This is a genomic window from Streptococcus pseudopneumoniae (assembly GCF_038148935.1).
GTDB lineage: Bacteria > Bacillota > Bacilli > Lactobacillales > Streptococcaceae > Streptococcus > Streptococcus pseudopneumoniae_U.
The window spans coordinates 1-20,694 of sequence record NZ_JBBJZX010000032.1; the positions used below are offsets into that span (position 1 = coordinate 1).

The following is a 20,694-nucleotide window of genomic DNA, read 5'->3' on the forward strand; positions in this document are numbered from 1 at the left end:
ATATATATATATATATATATCAAGTGCTATTTCTAAAAAAGCTTGCAAAATTACTTCGACTCCAACTTTAGTCTAAATAAAAATCAAATGTAAAAAGAGGAGCTAAATTTATCTTTTCCTCCTCTTTCATCGTTCTTACTTTTGACCGTAATAAGCATTTGGTCCATGTTTACGTTGGTAGTGCTTTTCTAGGATGTACTGGGGAGCAGGTTCAACCCTTGGATTGATTTGCTCTGTGAAGCGATTCATCTTAGATACTTCCTCTAGTACAACAGAGTGATAGACAGCATTCTCTGGGTTTTTGCCCCAGGTGAATGGACCGTGATTGCGTACAACAATTCCTGGTACTTCAACCGGGTTAAGTCCGCGACGTTCAAACTCTTCTACGATAACTAGGCCAGTATCTTTTTCATAGGCTACTTCTACTTCGTCCTTGGTCAAACTACGGGCGCAAGGGATTGAACCGTAGAAATAATCCGCATGGGTTGTCCCGTAGAAAGGAATATCACGGCCTGCCTGAGCCCAACCAACGGCTTCAGTCGAATGGGTATGGACCACACTAGCAATCTCTGGCCAAGCCTTATATAATTGCACATGAGTTGGAAGATCAGAAGATGGTCTTAAATCTCCTTCTAGAACCTTACCATCCAGGTCAGTTACCACCATGTTTTCAGGGGTCAATTCGTCATAATCTACGCCTGATGGTTTGATAACAATGACACCGAGTTCGCGATTGACTTCCGATACATTGCCCCAGGTAAATTTAACAAGTCCATGTTTTGGCAATGATTGATTGGCATCACAGACTCGTTTACGCATAGCATTGATTACTTGATTCATCTTACATCAAACCTGCTTTCTTAATTAGTGGGTAGAGAAAATCTTGGGCCTCTTGAATAGCTGCGCGTGTTTCTTCTACAGTTTCACAATTTTCAGACCACATTTCGATTAGGAAAGGACCATTATAATTGGTTTGCTTTAAAATATCGAAAGCTTCTTCCCATTTGACACAACCTTGCCCAAAAGGTACATCTCGGAACTGGCCCTTTGAACTTTCTGTCACTGCATAAGTATCCTTGAGATGGAGAGCTGCGATGGCATGGTGGCCGAGACAAAATTCACTGTAGACATCATTATGCCAGGCAGATACATTACCAATATCTGGATAGACAAAGAGATAGGGAGAGTCAATTTCTTTCTCTATAGCCAAGTATTTTTCGATGCTATTGATGAAAGGATCATCCATAATTTCGATGGCAAGTACCACCTGAGCTTCTTCAGCCCAGTCACAGGCTTTTCTCAAATTTTTGATAAAACGTTGGCGTGTCTGAGGTGACTTTTCCTCATAGTAAACGTCGTAACCAGCTAGTTGAATCGTACGAACTCCCAAATCTTGGGCTAATTCGATACATTTTTTCATGAGTTCTAGAGATTTTTCCTCTAGAACTGGATCATTTGATCCCAATGGGTAGCGACGATGGCCTGAAAAACAGATAGAAGGAATACGAACACCAGTTTCATAGATTGCTTTGACAACTTCCAAGCGTTCTTCCTTACTCCAGTCAAGTCTTGCTAAACGCTCATCACGTTCGTCAATAGACATCTCGACAAAATCAAAGCCTAACTCCTTTGCAAAATTTAAACGTTCTAGCCAAGTAAAGTGTATCGGGGTTGCCTTTTCATAAATTCCAATTGGACGTACCATAGTTTACCCCCAAATTCGTTTGATTTCATCCTTGAAGGCACGCGCTGCTCCTGCTGGATCCACAGCCTCTGTAATTCCACGACCTGCGATAAAGGTAAAGACATCAACACCTTCAAAGAGTTTGAGAGTATCTACATCTAGACCACCTGTTACAGATACACGGAAGCCCATGTCAATGAGTTTTTTAACCTTATTAAGGTCTTTTTCACCCCAAGTTTCACCAGCAAGAAGAGCATCACGAGATTGGTGATAAATAGCTTGTGAGATACCTGCATCTAGCCAAAGCTGAGCTTGTTCAAAAGTCCAATCGCCATAAAGCTCGATCTGGATTTCGCCTCGTTCTCCTCGTTCAGTCTTGATAGCCTTTAGAGCTGCTTCCATAGTAGGGATGGTTGCACAACAGATACAAGTCATCCAGTCTGCTCCACGAACCGCATTATTTTTAGCAACTGTTCCACCAGCATCAGCACATTTTGTGTCTGCCACAATAATCTTATCCGGGAAAAGGCTACGCAAGACTTCAACCAGTTCACTTCCAACTTGAAGCAAGCAAACAGTTCCAGCTTCGATAATATCTACTTCCTGACCAACAGAAACAGCTGCTTTAATCGCTCCTTGCAAGTCTGAATGATCTAATGCAACTTGTAAATTAGGTATTCTTTTTGTCATTTCTTTATTCCTCTTTCTAACTTTCCAAATCCAATCCTTCGAGATAAGGGCTATCCTTAGATTCTTCAATCATAGCCAAGACATCTTCTTTAGTCTGGCAAGCCTGTAAACGTGCAATAGAATCTTCTAATTCAAACAAGGCAATGATTTGTGGAATGGCTACACTTGTGTGAATTTTTGAGCTTGTTGCAGCTAATGCCAATAAAACAGAGACCTCTTTCCCATCTGAAAATACAACCGGATTTTGTAAGGTAATCAATGAAAAGGCATCACTTTGCACACCCGCTTCAGGTCTAGCGTGGGGCATAGCCATACCTGGCATCAAGATATAGTAAGGGCCATACTCTTCAGTCGATTCAATGATAGCATCGTAATACTCTGGCAAAATTGCCCCACTTTCAATCAAGGGATCTACTGCTACCTTGACTGCTTCTTTCCAATCGTTAGCCTCTAACCCTAGTCGGATCGAGTCATTGTCAATTAAAGCTTGTTTTAAATTCATATCTGCCTCCTTTATTTAAAGAGGGAGAAGGACAGAAACGATAACTCTCAGTTTCTGTCCAGCCCCCTCCAACCTTTTACTGTAGTGCTTGACTGAGTTTTTCAGTGATTTCTTTATCATCCATCAAGTTGTCAAGCCCAATTAACTTCCCATTAGTTCTCCCTTCCAATTCTTGAATCAAATGAAGAGAAGCGATTACGATGTCATATCCTGCTGCTAAACCTTTAGCTTCACCGACACTGCATGAATTGACTGTAAAATCTGTTTGATTAAGCTTACGGAGAGCATTTTCAACCTTCATCTTGATAACCATTGATGAACCCATTCCATTTCCGCACGCTGCTAATACTTTAACCATTTTATTTCTCCTTTTCTAGATACTAAGCTTCTTCTTGAACTTCACCGTTGTAATATTTCTCTTTATCTTTTGCTTTGGCAAATTGAAGTTGAGGAATAACAAGCAAGAAGAGACACACAAGTACATAACCAACAATACCAAGGTATTTGAAGATATATCCAAATCCAAGCCATGGGAATTCAAAGTCGATATTTCCATGGTAACCACCATAAGATGCTAAATCAAGAAGAGCTACACAGAGAGCTCCTAAAGCAACTTGGAGAACACCTGAGATGAATGATAGGATAACAGCCGCTTTCCATCCGCCGCGTTTATCAGCGTAGACCGCAATGGCTGCATTGTCAAAGAACACTGGTACAAATCCTGTAATAATAAGAATCGGATTTTTAAAGACGATGAGCAAGACAATTGTGATCAATTGACCAATCAAACCAAAGGCAAATCCTGACAAGACAGCGTTTGGAGAACCAAATCCATAAGAAGCTGCAACGTCAACCGCTGGGAATGAGCCTGGCAACAATTTGTTTGAAATACCTTGGAAGGCGTTTGTCAACTCAGATACGAACATGCGGACACCTTGCATCAAAACGAACAAGTAAACTGAGAAGGTAAAGGCTGTTTGGATAATGTACATAAAGAAATCTTGTTTAGCAGGATTGAATAGAGTTCCTGAAGTGATGACTTCTTTATTAGACATAATGTCTGGACCCAAGATTAAAAGAATGGCTCCGAAGAATACGAGCATCAAAGTAGCAGATGCAACAACTGTATCGTGGAAGATTGAGAGGAACTTAGGTAATTTAAGATTATCTAAACTTTCTTCTTTCTTACCAAAGCGTCCTGCTATTTTATCTACAAACCAGATTGCAAATTGTTGTTGGTGACCAATCGCAAACCCACCACCACCAGTCAAGCGTTGAGTTGCTTCAACAGTCATATTTGAACTAACTGCCCAGTAAAGTCCACAGATGATACCGATTGCCGCTGTACCATAAGCATTGCGCAATTGTGGGACTAAGAATAGAACCATAAGAGATACGGTTGCAGCTTGTTGTACCATGATGTGCCCAGTAATAAAGAGGGTTCTTACCTTCGTAATCTTGCGAAGAGCTACGAGCAATATATTTATTCCGAAACCAATCAATAGAGCTGTAGTTGCAGTTCCAACAAAATCTGGAAACTCTGCTGCAATTTTGTTGTTTGCTGCAGCAAGTCCAAAGTAAGGGTCGATAACCGCTGCACCAATTTGGAATTTGTAGTTAAGGGCTGCTAAGATCGGACGGAAGGTTGTAACCAAACCACCCGCACCCACGTTGAGCAACATATACCCTACTGTTGCTTTAACAAACCCTGAGAAAACGTCATGGGCAGGTTTTTTCAAAAGTGCGTATCCTATTAGCACCAATAAACCTACAAAAAATGCGGGATTCTGCAAAATATTGCTAGAAAACCAATTTAGAACACTTGAAACGACTTCCATAATTGTTCTCCTTTTGAATTGTTTTTGTAAGTTTATTATATAATGCGAAAGCGCAAACAAAAAGACCAAGAATTACACAGCGGACTGTTCACTCTTGGACTGTATGATTTATGATGTTTTACAAATTATCTTATTTTCTCGTAGCTAGATAATAGGGAAGAATTTTAGAATAAGACTTCAATAAGCCTTCTACGATTTCTTCTTCAGACGAATTTTCTGTCATAGGAACATCTACCTTCACTAAAACTTTTCGGACTTCCTGATTGGATAGTTTATTTCTTAAAATTTGACGGTTCTCCTCAGTAGCCTCCCACCGTTGACTTTGACCATCAGAGTAGGCTAGATAATAAATTCCTTCTACCACTGGAACTTCTAATACCTTGGCTTGTTGCTCTAAGGTTTGCTCATCTTTCTTGCGCTCTATGAAACTGACTTCCAAAGAAATTCCAAAGTCAGCAGATGTCCCATACAAACGAAGAGCCAACATAGGTTCTGTCACTTTCCCCTCACTCTGTAGATAGACCCAAAAATGTGGTCGTAAACGCTGCGCTTGGTTCATCCACTGACTAGTCTGTTGCAGTTGCCATTCTGGATGACTTGCTTGAAAGGTTTTGGCCAGTTCTGTGAAAGCCTTTCGAGCCTCTTGACCTTTATGGCGGAATTCCAGCATTTTCTCTCGTTCTTCCCCAGCTTTATCTGGATTACGGTACTGTAAACCTGCAAAGTCTAGATAGTCTCTTATCTTATTCAACATCCGTTTAACCTCCTCTAGCTAGCAAAAAATCAGGATAAACCTGATTTTACTTATTCTGTATCTACAACGACATAGCGATTTGGCTCATCACCCTCAGAGTAACTAGTCACGCCATCCATACGTGAAATAATACGGTGGATAATCTTACGTTCGCTATTTGACATAGGATCTGTTTGATGGCTACGACCCTCTTCTAAAACACGAGTCGCCAATTTTTGCGCATAGGTCTGCAAGACTTCTGCACGGTGTTCGACATAATCATTGACATTGATTGTAATGTAGAAGGTTCTTGAATAGCGATTATAAAGATAATTTTGAGCCAACAGTTGCAAGGCCTTCAAGACTTTACCATGGTAGCCGATAATACGACCTGGTTCGTTAGTATCAATTTGCAAATTGATACTACGACGGTTATAATCATTTGAAAGTGTGGCTTCAACGTCCATGTCATCCACAATCGCTTGAACATAGGCAGTCACATCCGTAGCCACCTGGGCAATATCAAAGCTCGGTTCAACTTTCAAGCCCATCTCTGTCAAGTCTTGATTTTCAGTTTGGTCTCGCTCAGTTTCAAGGTCATCAGCGCCCGCTTCTTCCCTCATCGCTTCCTCGATTTGAAGTTCATTTAAAATCTCAATGTGACCAGTTTCTTCTAAGATAGTGCTGGCATGTCTTTCATGTTTTAAGATTTCAGCCTTGACTTCATCAGAAATACCTTGACCTTCCTCTTCAATCTTTTTAATCGCCTCTACAACATGACCCAAATCAACAGTTGCTTCACTGACTGTTTTAACAGGCTCATTCAAATCATTGATTTGTTTTGGAACTCCCTTTACAGCTTGTTGGTTTGCTTTGACAACAGTCGTTTCACTAATCGCTTCAATATCCACTTGAGCTGGTTTTTTACCAAATAAACCAAGAAAGCCTTTTTTCTCACGAGAAATGACTTTAATATGTGCCTTCTTCCTTGGAATATCTAATTCCTTCAATCCTTTTTGGATTGCTTCTTCAACAGTTGAACCTGTAAATACTACCATTACCAGATTCCTCCTTATTTTGTTTTCTGAGCCTTTTTCTTGGCTTTTCTTTTTCTATTTTCCAAATCTTTCTGTGCCTGAACTACCGCCTCTCGCTCTGCGATAATCTTGAATGGATTGTTCAAGAAATAGGTTTGCAAGACTTGGTAAGCATTGGACACTGCCCAGTAGAGAGCGACTCCGCTCGGAGCATAGACTCCAAAAACAAAGATCAAGACTGGAATCCCATACATCATCGCAGTTGTAGCCCCATTACGCTCAGACAAGGCTTTGTTGGACAGCCAAGTACTTAAAAAGGTAAATACTGCTGCTAAAATCGGGAGAACAAGGGTTGTATCTACACCACCAAGGTTAATCCATAAGAAATGACCTGTCTTCAAAAAGTCAACTCTTGAGAGAGCTTGGAACAAGGCCAAGATAACCGGCATCTGAATCAAAATCGGCCAAAGAGAATCTGACTGTCTGACACCCATTTCTTTAAAGACTTTACGCATTTCTTGCTCTAGCTTGGTTCTGCTTTCCATATCTCGACCTGGATATTGTTCTCGAAGCGCCTTAATACGTGGTTGAGCTTCCTGCATTTTTCTGGAAGCCACCATTTGCACTTGAAAGACTGGCAAGAGAACTGTACGAATCAAGACCGTAAAGAGAATAATCCCCACTCCGATACTGATATCAAACGATAAAAAGCGAATGATTTCCGCAAAGAAGTAAACAAATTTACTCCAAAAATCAGCCGAATCGGCTGTAATATCACTAGTTGCCCCATTAGTCGCACAGGCTGTCATGATCAATAGAGACAGACCTAGCAAACTAGTCAACTGTAGTTTCTCTTTCACTCCCATTTCCTTCCTGGTAAATCTTTGATAATTTTAATACGTGGAGTAGATTTTTCTCCATCTCTGCGTATTCCAAGGTTTCGACCCCTTTCCGAGCAATGACAACAAAGTCGACATCTTCTACCAGACTCCCTTTTGCATTCTGGATAATATGCCGAATCCGTCGCTTGATTTGATTTCTAGTGACGGCATTCCCCAGTTTCTTGCTAACTGATAGACCTACTCGAAAATGGTTTTTCTGGTTTTCTAATTGGTAGACAACAAATTTGCGATTGGCAAAACTTGTCCCCTCCTTGAAAATCGCCTTAAAATCTTTCTCTCTTTTTACACGAAAGTTTTTCTTCAAAACTCAACTCCATCTATTAAATTACTACTATTATACCATATTTTTCAAAAAAGCCAATCATAGCAAGGTTTTGGACAATTTCATCAGAAAAAGGAGCCGGAAAATCTCTTTCCCAACTCCTTGTCCTAAATATTTTTTCTAGTTTTACTTATTTTTTCAAGCGTTCAACGTCACGGGCAATGACCAATTCTTCATCAGTTGGAATAACCAAAACACGGATTTTCGCTGCATCTGTTGAGATGTCTCCTGTCACACCAAAGACATTCTTTTCATCATCAACATCACAACCAAACCACGAAATTCCTGAGATTACATCACGACGGAAATTCGCTGCATTTTCACCGACACCTGCTGTGAAAACAATGGCATCTGCTCCATTTAGCACTGCAAGGTACTGACCGATATGTTTTTGGATACGGTCAACATACATTTCATAAGCCAAGCTAGCGTCGTGATTCCCTTCTGCTACAGCTGCTTCTATATCGCGCATATCGCTAGAATTAGCAGAAACTCCCAAAAGACCTGATTCACGATTCAGAACACGACTAATATCTTCTGGTGTGTTAAAATCATCTGTATATTGCATTAAGTAAGGAATGATAGCTGGATCAATGTCCCCTGTACGAGTTCCCATCATAATACCCCCCAGAGGAGTGAAGCCCATAGAAGTGTCGACAGACTTACCAGCTTTCACAGCTGTAATTGAGCCTCCGTTACCAATATGACAGGTAATCAACTTCAAGTCTTCTAATGGACGTCCCAAGAGTTTTGCAGCTTCTCCTGCTACAAACTGGTGACTTGTACCGTGGGCACCATATTTACGAACCTTGTTTTCTGTGTAATATTTTGTTGGTAGAGGGTAGCGATAAGCTTTCTCTGGCATACTTGTGTGGAAGGAAGTATCAAAAACAACTACACTGGTAATGTCTGGCAACAATTCCTTAAAGGCACGAACACCTGCTGCATTGGCTGGATTGTGGAGAGGAGCCAACAAGCTCAACTCTTCAACTTTTTCTAAAACATCTCCTTCAACAACTGTTGATTCTTTGAAATATTCTCCACCGGCAACAACACGATGTCCAACACCTGTAATCTCGTCATAAGCCTTGATAATATCGAAACGAATCAAGTCATCCAATAAAATTTTAACGGCTTGTGTATGATTTTCAATATCCAAAATTTGTTGCTCAGAACGGCCGTCAAATTTTACAGTTGAAATTGAATCTTTCAAACCGATACGTTCAATCAAGCCTTTCGCCAATACTTTTTCTTCTGGCATTAAGTATAATTGCCATTTTAAACTTGAACTTCCTGCATTGATTGCGATTGTTTTTGTCATTATCAATTACCTCTTTTAAGCGTTTTCAACTATTATAACAAAATCTATTTTATATTTCAGTACCTTGAGTCCATTTTTGAAAATTTTCTTTAAATTTCATTAAAACACTTGCATCTTGCAAGCTAGTAAGTGGATAAACAAAGGGTTCTACTGCTATTTCACTTTTCTTCTGTAGGATAAAAATAGTCTTAGATTGTTTGGCATTGGCAAAGAGATTTTCAGGCAGACTAATCATAGCAACCAGACTGGCCTCTTCTTTCAACCATCCTTTCAACAAATCACTTTGAGGACTGGTCAACAAATCACTCGGAGCTAGAAAAATAGCGTATCCGTCTGACTTGAGATACTTAAGTCCTTGTTCCATGAGCAAGTGATGGGCGTAGGTATGTTCTTGACTAGAAGCAACTTGATGACGCGACGCAACGACATCATCAGGATAATAGCCAACAGGCAAGTCGCTGATGACCACATCACTTTCTTTGAGCATCTGTGGACGAACGGCATCTCCTTGGACAAAGCCAGCCTGCAAACCAATTACATCTGCCATACTAGCCGCCAAATCAATCAGCAAATCATCCACTTCCATTCCCAAATAATCCACCTTTTTATCAAGCGAGGTCAAGAAAGTAGCGCCTAGAATTCCCATCCCAGAACCCATTTCGAGGATAGTGATGTCCTCCTCTTTAAACAACTCTTCCACAATAAACACCAAAAGCAAAGCAATAGCATCTGGTGTAAACTGGTGATTGGCCTGTAGGGGCTCTGTCTGCCCAGCCTTCATCAAGAGAAACTGGTAGGTCTTGAGCCATTCTTCTTTGCGTAGTGCTAAACGCTTAAGAGCCTGATTGTTGTCTTTGACCTGCTCTAGCTCAGTTTCACCATCCAGATAGATGCTGTTTTGCTCCACCAAGGCGTCATAAAAGTTGGTCGCCAAATCACTTTGGATGACTTGGACATTATCTAGTAAATAGGTATAAGCTTGTTCAATTTTTTCAAAATCCATATTCCTATCTTATCAAATTTCCCTGCTTTTTTCCATCCTTATAAAAAATCACTCCCTGACTAGGCGAGTGATTTTGGGGCTACTGTTAAAAAGAGTTCTGAGTAATTTCCTTGAAACAGGTCCTCAGCACTATAGAGGATCTGACTATCAATGCTCGAAAAACCAAACTGGGCTAGCTTGTTTTCCAGTTCAGCCAATTCAAATCCATGATGGTTAGCTTCTGTCTTGGTAAAATCAGCAAGTAGGAGTTGCCCATCTTCCCTCAAATGCTGATGAAACAGTGAGAGAGCCACATCCACATCAGGCATATGATGAAGAACCCGACAAACAACAATGAGATCAAACTCTTTCTCCAAGGGTTTTTCCAGTAAATCTTGCTCCAAAAACTGGATATTCTTGATTTCTTGTCGCTCCGCTTTCAAACGAGCTTGCTCCAGCATTTTCTCCGAAATATCCACCAATGTTACAGACTTTACTTGTTTGGCCAGAGGCAAGGCTAATAGCCCCGTCCCTCCACCGAAATCCAAAATTTCTTTGTCTGATAGAAGATCAATCTGTTTCTCGACTGCTTGACAAACCAAGTTTGCAAGAAAGATATTTTTAGGGGAATTGAAAGTTTCTGCTTTGTGGTTAAAATCATGTTTCATATTTTTAGTTTAGCACAAAGTAGCTTGATTAGCTAGGAATTCTCTTTCTTTTCAGGCTTCTCTTCTGATTTTTTCTTCTCCGCTTTTTCGCTTGAATCAGTCGCTACCTCTTCCTTTTTATCCTTTTTCTCTTCTTTGATTTTGACTGAAGGAAAGATGAATTCATATTGTCTCTTAGGCGTACGAACCCTTGTCACCAAGTTTGTTTTCTTATTTTGATAACTCACCTGACCCAGATTAAAGGTCTGTTCCCCACTTTCTTGCTCGGCTTTATCCTTGGTTCGTTTAGCCATGGCAAAAGCAACCAATTTTTCTTTATTCAAAGCATAGTCTTGATAGTGAGCGACCTGTCGGTTCAAGTAAAATTGTAACAAAAGACTAAAAATGGCTGCTATGGTGACTGCATAGAGGAGAACTCCTGCCTTAACTTTTTTCTTTTTCCACACGATAGATGAACTCCCTTTCTAAGCCTTTTTGAAACTGGAAACGAAAACGAACCACTTGATTTTCCTCTGTAATCTGTGCGGATTTGAGTCCATAAACCATGGGCTGATAACCTCGTCCACTGGCATCGGTTTTCCGAAAATCGTCCGATTTAGACTTACCTATCGCAATTTCCTTGCCATCCTGCTTCATATAGAGGCGATTGCCTTCTACTTTTTCGAACTGCGAACGGTCTAATTCTGCCTCCAGCTGGTCCACAAACAAGAGCCACTCTTTTTGCTCGCTTTGTTGCTGGTAGCGAACTTCTGAAATGAGGAGCTGACTCATGGCCTGAAAGAGGAGTATGCTTCCACTGATGACAATGAGGGCAATCAGGGATTCTAATAAGGTAAAAGCCTTAACCTTATGGCTCTTTGATTGCCAAAAACTGTTCTGAACCATGGTAGACCTCCAATCCCTTTTCACTAGAAAACACCTGAATCTCAACTCCGTTGATGTTTACCTGATTTTGACCTGTCTGCAGAGCCATCTTAGCTACCCTCAAGACTTCTTCCTTTTGCAAGATTTTTGCTTCTTCTTGTCTATTTTTCTGAATTTGTCCCAAAAGGAGGGTCGCAATACTGGCAAAGATAGCTAGAGCAACTACTGCTTCCAGTAAAATCACTGCCCTAATTTTTTGTTTCTTTAATGCGTTTAATTTTTCCATTTCCTAAATATAATTGATAACGAATCGCTCCTTTACTGGTCTGAAATTCAACCTTAGCCAGGGACGAATTGCCCCCAAATCGGTCAAATGTGATACTTTGTCCCGATGGTGCCTGAATTCCTTTAGGAACTGTCAACTTTTGACTGCCATTGCTAATGGTATGTCCGTCTATGCTCAAACTTGTCTTTTGCTGACTGGCTACACTGCGTTTTTGGGTTTCCCGATAAAGTTCTTCAAACTCCATAAAGAAAATCTGCTCCTCTACCGCCGCAAAAGTGGACTGGACAGAACCAGACAAACCCAAGGCAAGGATACTCACAAGTCCCAAAACCAAGAGACTTTCAAGCATGGTAAAGGCCTTAATCATTGACTTTACGATTTGCTCCTCCATTTTTATCATGGTATTCTTTATAGGCTTTAGCCTGTTCTTCCGTGATGCGCCCATCTGCTTGTAACTTACTTAGGCTAGCCTCTTCATTTTTATCTAAACTATAAAGCTCTGCCTGACTTTCCACCACCTTAACAACAGCAGCTTTTCCTTTGTCATTGACCGCCTCTTTTTGCTTGGTCAGATTAGGTACAAAGAGCAAGAGAAGCACGCTGATGATGAGCAAGACCACCAACATCTCCACAAGTGTAAAAGCCTTTACTTTCGCTTTTTTCAAGAATGTCATCATTTTTTTCATGTTAAAAATTTACCTCCATATTTTGATACATGGGCATGAGCATTGCCGCATAAAGTAAAACGATAATCAGAGCCACAAAGATAAAAACCAGTGGCTGCACCAGATTCATGGTGCGGTTGACTCGGGTAAAAAATGCTTCCCAAGTTTTTTCAGCATAGATTTCCAACTCACTCCCCAGCTTAGACTTGACTTCCCCATACTCGATAATGAGACTCAACTCCTTTTTAAAGAAAGGATAGGTTGCTATGGTTTGAGAAAATTCCCGACCATTTTGCAGAGCTTGAGCTAGATCTTGACCGATTTCTTTAAATAGCTGAGAGCCTTGTTCCTGCATAATCTGAAAAATCTGCGTCAGCTCCATCCCCTGCGAAATCATATTACCCCATTCACGCGCGTAATAGGCTGTCAAATAGGTCTGTACAAAGATTCCAAAGAAGGGAAGGCATGCTAAGATAGAAAAGATACGCATCTTAGAACTTCTTTTATAAAAAGTTAGTACTAAAAGGACACCTACTGAAACAAACCCTACCATTCCTAGAAAAATTTGTGGCAGATTACCAATAATTTGGGTGGCAATATTGCTACTATCCAGTTGTGGTAGTAGGTAGTTTCGCAGTCCCAGCATAATTAAGAGAAGAAAACCCAGCAAAATCAAGGGATAGGTCGCTACTTCAATTAATTTTTTCTTGACCTTGGCCAGATTGTCCAGATATTCTTCTATCTTTCCCAAACTCAGGTGGAGATTCCCATGAACTTCAGCTAGGGATAACTGAATGACAATAGCACTTGAAAAGCCCAAACTTTCCATCATTTCTGAGAATGATTTTCCCTGAGACAAACCTGTGCGCATCTGGGTCACGCACTGCTTGTCCAACAAGGCACTCCGATCTAAAAAGGAAATGGTCTCCACCAGATGAAAACCGCTGGAAAAGAGATTGTTAAACAAGGTGATGATATTTTTTTGCTTAGCTGTAGCTAATTTTTTCCGTTTCAGCCTGAAGACTTGTGATATGTCCATCTTTAAGAAGCTGGTCAATTTGTTCATTCCAGCTATTTGACTGGTGTTCTTGATAGTCTTTGTTTGCAAAGTCAACAATTCCTCCTCCCCCGATTAATCTCTGATAGCAGACTCCTTGCAGAACGACTGCTAATTCCTCCTCACTCACACCCAACTCCAGCAAGCGTTCATAAACACCTCGGATACTCTTGGCATGAATGGTTGAAAAGACTGTCGCCCCTGTCAAGCTGGCTCTGACCACTGCACGCGCCGTTTCGCTGTCTCGAATTTCTCCGATAATCAAGAGGTCAGGACGATGACGCAAAGAAAGTTTGATTAGATTTTCATAGGTTAGTCCAATCGCCTCATTCAACTGCAACTGTAGCATATCCTCTTGTTTGATTTCTACCGGATCTTCAATGGACATGACTTGTTGTCCCTTAAAAAGAGACTTGGCTAATTCGTGCATCAGGGTCGTCTTGCCACTGCCGACTGGACCAGCAAAAAGATAGAGTCCTCGTTGCCTGTACTGCTTGCCCAATTCTTCAATATCCTGAAACCAAAAATGCAAATCCTGCTCCTCATCGTGCAACAAGCGAATAACTAAACTCTCATGACCTCGATAATCGCCTACGGTAGATAAACGTAGGGACGCCATCTTCTGTTCATAGGCATAGTCGCAGGAGCCTAGCTGACTACGTCGCTTTTCTCCCACATTCATACCCGCCACAAACTTGAAATGACTGATAACGGCCGCAAATTTTTCAAAATCATAGCAACCAATTTTACAGCGCTCGTCTCCCACCCTCATATGAAGCTCATAGGCGTCTAACTTAGGGACAAAATAAATGTCTTGCGCCCCTTTTTTCCGAGCTGAACGAATGATTTCTTGTGCAATTTCTTGAACCATACTTACCTCCTCACCTATACTATTCGCAAAGATTTGGAAAAAATAAAAAAGCAACTCCCAAAAAGTTACTTTTTCTCTATTTTAATTTCATACGGCAAGAACGGTGCCTTTCCTGACCAGTTTGTTTTTCATAGCCTGGGCGTAGTTTTTCATCTGGAATAACCTGCTCATCCTGCAAAAGAGCCAAAGAATGGTATTGTTGTAAATACTCATCACATTCATCACACCAGCGTTGGTCTTCTGGGTCCCAAAAAATGGTCATCAAGTCGCTTCTACTTTTATAAAGAGGGGATTCTTGTTCCAGTCTAAACCAGCAAGTTTTGTAGTATTTGAGAGCATCATAATACTGGTCAAATTTCTTACTTGCTACAATATCTTCTTCCCAACCTTCTAAGAACCACCACGGTTCAAAATCTCCGTACATTTCTATAACACGATACATATTCATTCCTCTGTACCGTATATTATAACCAATTCCGCCAGACAAGGAAAGAAATATGCTCATTTCTTAATTTTTCGATAAAAAATCCAGCCATCTGATGGATGACTGAATTTCTATTTGCTTATGTTCAAAAATCTTTTTACTACTTAGGCTTCTGAGATATCGTTTTCGATGATGACCTTAATAGCATGGTGGTCTGCTGCCTTACCGAAGACTTCATAGGCTTTTTCAATTTCACTGAGTTTGAAATAGTGAGTGACCAATTTTTCTGGTTCAATCTTATGACTTTCAAGAGCTTTCAACAATTGTGGAGTGGTATTTGTAGATACCAAACCAGTTGTTACATTGATGTTGCGGATCCAAAGTTTGTCCAAATCGAATTCAACTGGTTTACCATGTACTCCACAGTTGGCAACAGTTCCATCTACACCAATAATCTTTTGACAGAAGTCAAATGTTGCAGGAATACCAACAGCTTCGATAGCAACATCTACACCACGACCATCTGTCAAATCATAAATTTCTTTAATGGCTTTTTCAGGGTCTGAAGAATTAACCTTATGAGTCGCACCGAATGATAAAGCAGTTTCCAAGCGGTTATCGTCTAAGTCCACCATAATCAATTTAGCTGGTGAATAGAATTGAGCTGTCAAGAGAGCAGCCAAGCCAACTGGACCTGAACCAATAATGGCTACACTACAACCAGGTTCTACTTTCCCTTTCAAGACACCAATTTCATATCCAGTAGGCAGAATGTCTGATAGCATAACCAAAGCTTCATCTGACAAGTCTTCTGGAGTGTGGTAAAGAGTGTTATCTGCATGAGGGACACGTAGATATTCAGCCTGCATACCATCAATCAAGTGACCGAAAATCCAGCCCCCTTCGTCTTCACAGTGGGCATAAATTCCTTTTTTACAGTAGTAGCATTTGCCACAGGCACAGACACAAGAAATCAAAACCTTGTCGCCTTTTTTGAAGTTCGAAACTCCTTCTCCAACTTCTTCAACAATCCCAATTCCTTCGTGACCAAGAATGGTACCACTTTGGCAAGCCGGAACATCCCCTTTGATAATATGGAGGTCTGTTCCACAAATAGTGGTTTTTACGATACGCACAATAGCGTCTGTTGGCTTGCGAATCACTGGTTTGTCTACATCAACAAAAGAAGCAAGTCCTGGTTTAACATAAGTATAAGCTTTCATAAAGCACTCCTCCGTTTTTTTATTTGTACTATTTACAATGTAATTGTAAGCCTTTTCATTTGTTTGTTCAAGCTTTTTTGTGATTTTTTTAACTTTTTCATTTACCGGTAAAGTACCATACATAAAAAAGCAGAAGCTAGTCTCTAACTTCTGCCTTCTCTCTTATGCTTGATAACGTTTCACACCATCTAGATAGGTAGCTACCAATTCCAAATCTTTATCTAGTACGATAAAGTCCGCGTCATAACCTTCACGGATTTGGCCACAGACATCATCGATGTGAACAGATTTAGCTGGATTGAGGCTGGCCATCATGACTGCTTCATGCGGATTTGCAATACCCCATTCGACCACATTCTTCAAACCATCCTTGAGTTTGAGGATAGAACCTGCCAAATTGCCTGTCGATTTGAGACGTGCAGTTCCATTGGCAACCACTACTGGAAATTCTCCCAACATATAGTCACCGTCTTCCAATCCACCAGCTGTCATACAGTCTGTGATAAGAGCAATATTTTCTGTTCCTTTTTGCTTAAGTAAAATCTCACAAGCTTTTGGATCTACGTGATAACCATCACAAATCAATTCTGCGTAAGTATGTGGGAGCTCATACATAGCTCCTACCATACCTAGTTCGCGGTGTGTTAAACCACGCATCCCATTATAGGCATGTACCCATACACTAGCTCCAGCATCAACTGCCTTCTTAGCTTGTTCAAATGTCGCATCTGAGTGTCCAAGTGCAACTGTCACACCTTCACCTGTAATAGTACGTACAAAATCTTCCACCCCATCACGTTCTGGTGCAATAGCGATTTTATTTAGCATCCCTTTTGCAGCATCCTGCCAAGAATGAAACTCCTCAACACCCGGGTCTCTCATATAAGTTGGATTTTGTGCCCCCTTAAAAGTTTCTGTGAAATATGGACCTTCATAATAAATCCCACGAATCTTAGCACCTGTTGCTTCTTTATAATGGTTTCCAAGATTTTCAGTGACTGCAAGCAATTGCTCATAAGTGGCTGTTAAAGTTGTGGGCAAGAAACTGGTAACACCGGTACTAAGAAGTCCTTCACTCATAGTATGCAATGTACCTTCAATATTGTTGTCCATCACATCTACACCTGCATATCCATGAATATGAGTATCCACAAGACCTGGTGCAATGCTATAACCAGTATAGTCAAGAACCTCTGCTCCTTCAGGAATTTGATCCACATGTTTCCCAAATTTGCCATCAACAAGTTCTAAGTACCCACCGCGACGAATGCCAAATGGATAGAAAAACTGATCCGCTTTAACGTAATTAGGCATAATAATGACCTCCTTAAAAGATTACTTTTGATATTTATTATGTCAATTACATTATAAACTTTTCTGATTCATTTGTAAATGGTATAGACCTATTTTCTAGAGATATTTTAAAAGAGCTGGATTTCTCCAACTCTTCTCTTTTTAATACAAGTTATTTTGATTTGACCGGCTTGTCTTGAGCTGTTTGCAAGGCTGTGGCAATCGTATCTGCATACAATTTAGCTCCTGCTTCAATAGTGCTAGTGTCACTTCCGAAATGGACTTGGTCTGTTCCTGCCCAGATTTCTGGATGTTCCTTAGCAGCTTGATTCCAATCTGCTATCGTGATGTAAGGAGTCTTCTCTGCCAATTCTCTCATATAGGCAGCCTCCTTCTCAACGATTGCATAGGTCTCTTTTGTCTTATCCCCCTCATAAGGAGTCACCAAAACCATATGGTGGCCCTTAGGAAGATTTTTTACGATACTATCCCAGTCTTCCTTGTAATTTTCAGGATTATTTACCCCAGTCGCAATGACCACCATCTTAGGTAAAAATTTATTCTGGCTATTGTTTAGCATGATTTCATTGGCAGTCTTGGTTGTTCTGCTGACCTGCGCGTTAATTTGTGCTCCAGGAAGAGCTGTCTGCAGGGCTGTATTTGCCCTTAAAGCCACTGAATCACCAATTAACATAGTACCATCAGCAATCCCCAAACTATCAGCTTCTGCTCGTTCTGCCATCACTTTTGTTTGGGCAATATTACTAGCAGCTTGCTTCAAGCCATTGACAGTTAAGTCTGTCTCAAACGCTCCCACTTGTGGTGCCATCAAAGTCACTAAAAAGACAATGAAGGCCAAGATTCCTGTACTCGCTGCAAGGATTGTGTGAATGTGAGGCAGAGGACGAAGAGTTTGTAAAACAGGTGTGTTCTTGCCTGCAATCCAAGGTTCCAATATATAAAATGAAAGACTAGAGAATCCATAAGAAAAAATCAAAGTCAGTAACACAGCAAGAAGATTTGATGTCAATTGTGAGAAAATAATGTAGAAAGGCCAATGGAAAAGATAAACCGCATAGCTAGTATCCGCTAAAAAGCTGATAATCTTTGGCTCCTGTACGTTAGGAGTCTTTTCATGCAAGACACGCGCCGCCAGAATCATAGCTAGGGCTGCAAGACTGGCAAGCAAGAAGCCAATAAGATAGGCAAAGAGATAGGTAAATTTGACAAAGAAAGTCAAAATGAGTAAGAAGCCAAAACCTCCTCCAAAAACTAAAAGGGTCTTGCGTAAATCCCAGATTCTACCCAACTGCTTAACTAAAGAAGTTGTCTGACGAACACCTACAATCGTTGCTAGAATACTTCCCAAAAAGAATGGATAGACATGAGTTAAACTGGAGAAGTAAACAGAGGAATAAGAGTTTACTAGAAAACTACCAATAAACATGGAGAAGAAACTAATCAAGAAGGCAGTAGCAGACAAGAGAAAAACCATTCCTCTCAACTGACCATTTGATTTAGCCTGTTTGGATAAGAACCAAACTGCCAATCCCCATAGAATATAGTAGTGAACCTCAACAGCCAAGCTCCAATTATGAACAAACAAATGAGGAATGAACTGAGATTCATAACTCCCACCTGTTAGGAGTTCATAGAAGTTGGTCATAAAGCCTAAGACACCCGCAATCTGACCTCCAATTCCAGCCACATAGTCTTGGCGAACTAGGAAGGTAAAGGGCATGGTTACCAAGACCATCAAAACCACAGGTGGCACAATCCGATAAAAGCGTCTCCTAAAAAATCCAATCAAGTCAATCTCATGATTTTTAGAAAACTCTTCGATGAGTAGAGCCGTAATCAGAAAACCTGAAAATGTGAAAAAGACATCTACCCCGAAAAATCCTCCAGGAAAGATTGTCTGAAAGAAATGATACAAGAGTACCAATAGTAAACCTGTAATCCTAATCAAGGAAAACCATTTAATGCGCATACGAGTTTATTCTTCCTTTCATTGTACACTTTATTCTATCAAAAAAAGAAGAAAAATCCCAAGAGAAAACTTAGGATTTTTAGCTTATATCAATTCCATTTTAGAAATTACGCCCTGATTTATTATAGCCATATTTTTCAACAAAATACTCACGGAATTCCAAGAGATTGTCATCCATGATGGCTTGTCGCACTTGCTTCATCAGGTTAAGTAAGAAGTAAAGATTGTGGTAGCTAGTCAAGCGGATACCAAAGGTTTCATCAGCCTTGAGCAGGTGACGAAGATAAGCGCGTGTATAGTTCTTACATGTGTAGCAATCACATTCAGGATCCAGTGGCGTAAAGTCCTCAGCAAACTGAGCATTTTTTACAACCAAACGTCCCTGACTAGTCATACAAGTCCCATTACGAGCGATTCGAGTCGGCAAGACACAGTCAAACATATCTACACCACGAATCACCCCATCAATCAAGCTATCTGGCGCTCCCACACCCATCAAATAGCGAGGTTTGTTTTCTGGCAACAACTGAGTTGTGAAGTCCAAGACCGCATTCATCTCTTCGTGGGTTTCTCCCACTGCCAAACCACCGATAGAGTAGCCTGGGAAGTCCATGCTGACAAGGTCATGAGCTGATTGGCGACGCAAATCTTCAAATCCAGCCCCCTGCACAATTCCAAACAAACCTTGGTCATGCGGACGACGATGAGCCTTCAAACCACGCTCAGCCCAACGGCTGGTACGCTCGATTGATTTCTTAACGTAGTCATAAGGTTGATAAAACTGGGGACATTCGTCAAAGGACATCATGATGTCTGAGCCCAGATTGTTCTGAATAGAGATAGCTTTCTCCGGAGACAAGAACATCTTAGACCCATTGAGATGGTTTTTAAAAGTTACGCCTTCTTCTGTGATATTCCGGCTATCTGCTAAAGAATAAACCTGGAAACCACCACTATCTGTCAAGATAGGCTGGTCCCAATTCATGAACTTGTGGAGACCACCTGCGCGTGCGATGAGTTCATCTCCAGGACGAAGCCAGAGATGATAGGTGTTTGACAGGATAATTCCCGAACCCATCTCCTTCAATTCTTCAGGCGACTGAGTTTTGACAGTGGCTTGTGTCCCAACTGGCATAAACATAGGTGTCGGGAAGGTACCGTGGGGAGTGATGATTTCTCCCAGACGAGCTCCTGTGTGTTTTTCTTTCTTAATCAAACGATATTTGATTGGTGAATCTGACATTTTTTACCTCCGAAGCTGGGAAAGACAGTCCCAGTTCATACTTTGTGCCCAAGGGCATACTGTATGATTTTATCAAAAAAAGTAGGAACTGTCACGAAC

General features: G+C 40.8%; 25 protein-coding genes. All 25 read right to left on the bottom strand.

Translation table 11 applies throughout. The annotated features are described in order from the left end of the window. Nucleotides 1-135: 135 nt before the first annotated feature. A complete protein-coding gene (locus tag WKI42_RS04945) occupies nt 136-840 on the bottom strand; it encodes an L-ribulose-5-phosphate 4-epimerase (RefSeq protein ID WP_368081327.1) in 705 nt (234 codons plus the stop codon). Nucleotide 841: 1 nt separating this feature from the next. Further along, nucleotides 842-1,705, bottom strand: coding sequence for an L-ribulose-5-phosphate 3-epimerase (locus tag WKI42_RS04950; protein ID WP_368081328.1), 864 nt, complete (start codon nt 1,703-1,705; stop codon nt 842-844). A 3-nt stretch (nt 1,706-1,708) separates the two neighbouring features. Next, nucleotides 1,709-2,374, bottom strand: coding sequence for a 3-keto-L-gulonate-6-phosphate decarboxylase UlaD (locus tag WKI42_RS04955; RefSeq protein WP_000166738.1), 666 nt, complete (start codon nt 2,372-2,374; stop codon nt 1,709-1,711). Between the two features lie 16 nt (nt 2,375-2,390). Next, nucleotides 2,391-2,876 (bottom strand): PTS sugar transporter subunit IIA, encoded by a 486-nt coding sequence (locus tag WKI42_RS04960; protein WP_001049928.1) that lies wholly within the window; start codon nt 2,874-2,876, stop codon nt 2,391-2,393. 76 nt (nt 2,877-2,952) lie between these two features. Then, complete coding sequence (locus tag WKI42_RS04965) at nt 2,953-3,234, bottom strand: PTS sugar transporter subunit IIB (protein ID WP_000241466.1); 282 nt, start codon at nt 3,232-3,234, stop codon at nt 2,953-2,955. Nucleotides 3,235-3,256: 22 nt separating this feature from the next. Beyond that, nucleotides 3,257-4,714: a PTS ascorbate transporter subunit IIC gene (locus tag WKI42_RS04970; RefSeq protein WP_368081329.1), complete on the bottom strand. Its 1,458-nt coding sequence runs from the start codon at nt 4,712-4,714 to the stop codon at nt 3,257-3,259. Between the two features lie 130 nt (nt 4,715-4,844). Beyond that, a complete protein-coding gene (locus WKI42_RS04975; protein WP_368081330.1) occupies nt 4,845-5,468 on the bottom strand; it encodes an HI_0552 family protein in 624 nt (207 codons plus the stop codon). 50 nt (nt 5,469-5,518) lie between these two features. After that, a complete protein-coding gene (gene jag / locus WKI42_RS04980; RefSeq protein WP_368081331.1) occupies nt 5,519-6,505 on the bottom strand; it encodes an RNA-binding cell elongation regulator Jag/EloR in 987 nt (328 codons plus the stop codon). 14 nt (nt 6,506-6,519) lie between these two features. Next, nucleotides 6,520-7,344, bottom strand: a complete 825-nt coding sequence (locus WKI42_RS04985) for a membrane protein insertase YidC (RefSeq protein ID WP_368081332.1) — start codon at nt 7,342-7,344, stop codon at nt 6,520-6,522. Next, entirely contained in the window at nt 7,319-7,690 is a 372-nt protein-coding gene (gene rnpA / locus WKI42_RS04990) for a ribonuclease P protein component (protein ID WP_368081333.1), read from the bottom strand. Before rnpA ends, WKI42_RS04985 begins: the two co-directional genes overlap by 26 nt. A 148-nt stretch (nt 7,691-7,838) precedes the next feature. Then, nucleotides 7,839-9,029, bottom strand: a complete 1,191-nt coding sequence (locus WKI42_RS04995) for an acetate kinase (RefSeq protein WP_050271142.1) — start codon at nt 9,027-9,029, stop codon at nt 7,839-7,841. Nucleotides 9,030-9,078: 49 nt separating this feature from the next. Continuing rightward, nucleotides 9,079-10,032 (bottom strand): class I SAM-dependent methyltransferase, encoded by a 954-nt coding sequence (locus WKI42_RS05000; protein WP_368081334.1) that lies wholly within the window; start codon nt 10,030-10,032, stop codon nt 9,079-9,081. Nucleotides 10,033-10,091: 59 nt separating this feature from the next. Further along, entirely contained in the window at nt 10,092-10,679 is a 588-nt protein-coding gene (locus WKI42_RS05005) for a class I SAM-dependent methyltransferase (protein WP_368081335.1), read from the bottom strand. Between the two features lie 32 nt (nt 10,680-10,711). Beyond that, nucleotides 10,712-11,125 carry a competence type IV pilus minor pilin ComGG gene (gene comGG, locus WKI42_RS05010; RefSeq protein ID WP_368081336.1) on the bottom strand — a complete coding sequence of 138 codons (414 nt, stop codon included), beginning with the start codon at nt 11,123-11,125 and terminating at the stop codon, nt 10,712-10,714. Next, nucleotides 11,103-11,564 (bottom strand): competence type IV pilus minor pilin ComGF, encoded by a 462-nt coding sequence (gene comGF, locus WKI42_RS05015; RefSeq protein WP_368081337.1) that lies wholly within the window; start codon nt 11,562-11,564, stop codon nt 11,103-11,105. Before comGF ends, comGG begins: the two co-directional genes overlap by 23 nt. Continuing rightward, nucleotides 11,527-11,829: a competence type IV pilus minor pilin ComGE gene (gene comGE / locus WKI42_RS05020; RefSeq protein WP_368081338.1), complete on the bottom strand. Its 303-nt coding sequence runs from the start codon at nt 11,827-11,829 to the stop codon at nt 11,527-11,529. The genes comGF and comGE overlap by 38 nt, the downstream gene beginning before the upstream one ends. Then, nucleotides 11,792-12,196 carry a competence type IV pilus minor pilin ComGD gene (gene comGD, locus WKI42_RS05025; RefSeq protein WP_368081339.1) on the bottom strand — a complete coding sequence of 135 codons (405 nt, stop codon included), beginning with the start codon at nt 12,194-12,196 and terminating at the stop codon, nt 11,792-11,794. Before comGD ends, comGE begins: the two co-directional genes overlap by 38 nt. After that, the gene (comGC, locus tag WKI42_RS05030) at nt 12,189-12,515 is read right to left on the bottom strand and encodes a comG operon protein ComGC (RefSeq protein ID WP_368081340.1); all 327 of its coding nucleotides are present in this window, start codon (nt 12,513-12,515) and stop codon (nt 12,189-12,191) included. Before comGC ends, comGD begins: the two co-directional genes overlap by 8 nt. Before the next feature lies 1 nt (nt 12,516). After that, the gene (gene comGB, locus WKI42_RS05035) at nt 12,517-13,533 is read right to left on the bottom strand and encodes a competence type IV pilus assembly protein ComGB (protein ID WP_368081343.1); all 1,017 of its coding nucleotides are present in this window, start codon (nt 13,531-13,533) and stop codon (nt 12,517-12,519) included. After that, entirely contained in the window at nt 13,481-14,422 is a 942-nt protein-coding gene (gene comGA / locus WKI42_RS05040) for a competence type IV pilus ATPase ComGA (RefSeq protein ID WP_368081341.1), read from the bottom strand. Before comGA ends, comGB begins: the two co-directional genes overlap by 53 nt. 76 nt (nt 14,423-14,498) lie before the next feature. Beyond that, on the bottom strand, nt 14,499-14,864 hold the full coding sequence (locus WKI42_RS05045) for a DUF1033 family protein (RefSeq protein WP_000286409.1): 366 nt from the start codon (nt 14,862-14,864) through the stop codon (nt 14,499-14,501). A 146-nt stretch (nt 14,865-15,010) separates the two neighbouring features. Continuing rightward, on the bottom strand, nt 15,011-16,069 hold the full coding sequence (locus WKI42_RS05050; protein WP_016398446.1) for a zinc-dependent alcohol dehydrogenase family protein: 1,059 nt from the start codon (nt 16,067-16,069) through the stop codon (nt 15,011-15,013). 162 nt (nt 16,070-16,231) lie between these two features. After that, nucleotides 16,232-17,383: an N-acetylglucosamine-6-phosphate deacetylase gene (gene nagA, locus WKI42_RS05055; RefSeq protein ID WP_176139655.1), complete on the bottom strand. Its 1,152-nt coding sequence runs from the start codon at nt 17,381-17,383 to the stop codon at nt 16,232-16,234. Between the two features lie 151 nt (nt 17,384-17,534). Further along, nucleotides 17,535-19,352 (bottom strand): acyltransferase family protein, encoded by a 1,818-nt coding sequence (locus tag WKI42_RS05060; protein ID WP_368081342.1) that lies wholly within the window; start codon nt 19,350-19,352, stop codon nt 17,535-17,537. A 100-nt stretch (nt 19,353-19,452) separates the two neighbouring features. Continuing rightward, nucleotides 19,453-20,595 carry a tRNA guanosine(34) transglycosylase Tgt gene (gene tgt, locus WKI42_RS05065; protein WP_001285237.1) on the bottom strand — a complete coding sequence of 381 codons (1,143 nt, stop codon included), beginning with the start codon at nt 20,593-20,595 and terminating at the stop codon, nt 19,453-19,455. Nucleotides 20,596-20,694: the final 99 nt, after the last annotated feature.

What these genes read in the sequence shown, in the direction of transcription:
- WKI42_RS04945 (WP_368081327.1), bottom strand. Translation starts at nt 840, where the DNA reads ATGAATCAAGTAATCAATGCTATGCGTAAACGAGTCTGTGATGCCAAT.
- WKI42_RS04950 (WP_368081328.1), bottom strand. Translation starts at nt 1,705, where the DNA reads ATGGTACGTCCAATTGGAATTTATGAAAAGGCAACCCCGATACACTTT.
- WKI42_RS04955 (WP_000166738.1), bottom strand. Translation starts at nt 2,374, where the DNA reads ATGACAAAAAGAATACCTAATTTACAAGTTGCATTAGATCATTCAGAC.
- WKI42_RS04960 (WP_001049928.1), bottom strand. Translation starts at nt 2,876, where the DNA reads ATGAATTTAAAACAAGCTTTAATTGACAATGACTCGATCCGACTAGGG.
- WKI42_RS04965 (WP_000241466.1), bottom strand. Translation starts at nt 3,234, where the DNA reads ATGGTTAAAGTATTAGCAGCGTGCGGAAATGGAATGGGTTCATCAATG.
- WKI42_RS04970 (WP_368081329.1), bottom strand. Translation starts at nt 4,714, where the DNA reads ATGGAAGTCGTTTCAAGTGTTCTAAATTGGTTTTCTAGCAATATTTTG.
- WKI42_RS04975 (WP_368081330.1), bottom strand. Translation starts at nt 5,468, where the DNA reads ATGTTGAATAAGATAAGAGACTATCTAGACTTTGCAGGTTTACAGTAC.
- jag (WP_368081331.1), bottom strand. Translation starts at nt 6,505, where the DNA reads ATGGTAGTATTTACAGGTTCAACTGTTGAAGAAGCAATCCAAAAAGGA.
- WKI42_RS04995 (WP_050271142.1), bottom strand. Translation starts at nt 9,029, where the DNA reads ATGACAAAAACAATCGCAATCAATGCAGGAAGTTCAAGTTTAAAATGG.
- WKI42_RS05000 (WP_368081334.1), bottom strand. Translation starts at nt 10,032, where the DNA reads ATGGATTTTGAAAAAATTGAACAAGCTTATACCTATTTACTAGATAAT.
- WKI42_RS05005 (WP_368081335.1), bottom strand. Translation starts at nt 10,679, where the DNA reads ATGAAACATGATTTTAACCACAAAGCAGAAACTTTCAATTCCCCTAAA.
- comGF (WP_368081337.1), bottom strand. Translation starts at nt 11,564, where the DNA reads ATGGTTCAGAACAGTTTTTGGCAATCAAAGAGCCATAAGGTTAAGGCT.
- comGE (WP_368081338.1), bottom strand. Translation starts at nt 11,829, where the DNA reads ATGGAAAAATTAAACGCATTAAAGAAACAAAAAATTAGGGCAGTGATT.
- comGD (WP_368081339.1), bottom strand. Translation starts at nt 12,196, where the DNA reads ATGATTAAGGCCTTTACCATGCTTGAAAGTCTCTTGGTTTTGGGACTT.
- comGC (WP_368081340.1), bottom strand. Translation starts at nt 12,515, where the DNA reads ATGAAAAAAATGATGACATTCTTGAAAAAAGCGAAAGTAAAGGCTTTT.
- comGB (WP_368081343.1), bottom strand. Translation starts at nt 13,533, where the DNA reads ATGGACATATCACAAGTCTTCAGGCTGAAACGGAAAAAATTAGCTACA.
- comGA (WP_368081341.1), bottom strand. Translation starts at nt 14,422, where the DNA reads ATGGTTCAAGAAATTGCACAAGAAATCATTCGTTCAGCTCGGAAAAAA.
- WKI42_RS05045 (WP_000286409.1), bottom strand. Translation starts at nt 14,864, where the DNA reads ATGTATCGTGTTATAGAAATGTACGGAGATTTTGAACCGTGGTGGTTC.
- WKI42_RS05050 (WP_016398446.1), bottom strand. Translation starts at nt 16,069, where the DNA reads ATGAAAGCTTATACTTATGTTAAACCAGGACTTGCTTCTTTTGTTGAT.
- nagA (WP_176139655.1), bottom strand. Translation starts at nt 17,383, where the DNA reads ATGCCTAATTACGTTAAAGCGGATCAGTTTTTCTATCCATTTGGCATT.
- WKI42_RS05060 (WP_368081342.1), bottom strand. Translation starts at nt 19,352, where the DNA reads ATGCGCATTAAATGGTTTTCCTTGATTAGGATTACAGGTTTACTATTG.
- tgt (WP_001285237.1), bottom strand. Translation starts at nt 20,595, where the DNA reads ATGTCAGATTCACCAATCAAATATCGTTTGATTAAGAAAGAAAAACAC.